3 protein-coding genes are annotated in these 1649 nt (G+C 52.9%); all 3 read right to left on the reverse strand.

The window, feature by feature from the left end; translation table 11 throughout:
• The coding region (locus Q1M04_RS16070) for a PoNe immunity protein domain-containing protein (protein ID WP_300448933.1) at window positions 1-555 on the reverse strand (555 nt) is incomplete at its 3' end.
• A gap of 34 nt (window positions 556-589) precedes the next feature.
• Window positions 590-1282 (reverse strand): DUF434 domain-containing protein, encoded by a 693-nt coding sequence (locus tag Q1M04_RS16075; RefSeq protein WP_300448936.1) that lies wholly within the window; start codon window positions 1280-1282, stop codon window positions 590-592.
• Window positions 1283-1340: 58 nt separating this feature from the next.
• Window positions 1341-1649, reverse strand: a 309-nt coding sequence (locus Q1M04_RS16080) for a hypothetical protein (protein WP_300448939.1), incomplete at its 5' end; no start/stop codon positions are given.

Consider the following 1649-nt stretch of genomic DNA (forward strand, 5'->3'; position numbering starts at 1 on the left):
TGGGGCAACAAGAAGTACATGAATATGAGGCACCTGGAAGCTGCTCTGGAGGACACCTCTATTGCCGGCTGACTTCATTCCACCCAGAGTCTGCATACTAATTTGCGAAATAATCTTGACACTACCCGGGCTTGTGCCCTTACCCTTGTCCTGTAAATATTGGAGCAAGCAGCAAATCAGTCCATCCTGGGAATTGAATTTTTCTGCCATTATTTCTAAAGCAGAGAGAAATTCCTGTTTTGACCTTTGGAACAACATGCCAATCGACAAATAATCAATTACACCATACAAGCTGTCTGCCGGCGTACAGGCGTCCTTGTAATAATTTATGGACTGAATGTAATACGAATACACTTCGCCCAGGTCAGCACCCACAGAATATGAGGCTTTCGCGCAACCCAAGTACAATTTTGATAGATGAGATTTCCCGAGCCGAATGCCTTGCCCATTAGACGGCTCTGTGTTTTTGAGGGTTTCCTCAAATCTCTTTATGCGTGCAGTATCTGCCTGTATTCTTGCCAGAAAATAATCTTGCAGTTTTATCGTGTCGCGCATAATTTTTCCTCCCACAACTTTGTCAATGGCAATTTCAGATGTATGATGGCTCCAGCCGCAAAACCCACGCCTCCGGGACAGCCTCCTCGATGATTCCCCGGTTCAGGTTGTACCAGCTGCCGCACTTATCCTGGATGATGGCGTCGGTGGTGACCACGTGCTCCAGGCGGGAGAGAACGCCGTCCACGCTGGGGTGCAGCTCCACCTGGATTTGGACGCTCCGCTCCGCCGCCTTGTCCAGCAGCAGCGCCCGGAGGCGTCCGGAGTTGGACACCTGCCGATCCAGATAAAACAGGGCCTCCAGCCGGGCCAGCAGAAGCTCCACGGCCCGCACCGTCTTGTCCACGATGCGGTAGCTCCCCCGCAGTCCGGCCAGGTCCCGGATGGTGCCGTCCATCCCCTCCAGGAGCAGAGAGCCGGACAGGGCCACCTCCAGGGTGATGATGGTGTTGAAGCCGTCCAGCACCAGGGCCTCCGGGGCCTCCCGGAGCCGCTTGCGTTCCCGCTCCTCCAGAGCGGCGCGGGGCGAGGTGATCCGGGCCAGAGCCAGCCGCTGGCGCTCCGAGAGCAGGTGGTGGTTGCCCACGAAGGTGGAGGCGGATTTGGTGTCGTATCCCCGGTCCAGCAGGAACGCCAGCTCCTGGGCGGCGCCGTTCAGCTTGGCCGCAGCCTTGGAGCCAAATTCGATGGTATCTTTCGGCACATAGCCGCGTTTGACAGTCTCCATGGTGGGTTCAGTCCCTCATAGTCAGTTTTCCGATGAACGGGAATTGCTTTTCTCCATCTCATTCAATATCGAATGTCAACTCATCCTCATCGTAAAGTTCGCCGCCGAAAAAGCAACGTACCAAATCTTCAAATTTATTAAAGAACGGAAGCGCCCATCTTAGAATATCCGCTCTGGTTTCTTCTCCTAATGTTGGGCGAACTCGCGCCATGTCCACTTGATACACCTGTTCACTTTTTAAGTCAAGTAAAACGTAATATTCTTCGTTATATAAGCCAAGGTATAGGAATCCGGTTCCGTGAAATATCGTATTGCTTCGTTCAAATTCGCTCAAGTCCTTATTGGGAAACATTAACGGTAGCTGGAG

It is taken from the genome of uncultured Oscillibacter sp. (genome assembly GCF_950073225.1).
Classification (GTDB): Bacteria; Bacillota; Clostridia; order Oscillospirales; family Oscillospiraceae; genus Oscillibacter.

Bases quoted from the DNA above. Each gene is read 5' to 3' on its own strand.
- Q1M04_RS16075 (WP_300448936.1), bottom strand. From the start codon at position 1,282: ATGGAGACTGTCAAACGCGGCTATGTGCCGAAAGATACCATCGAATTT.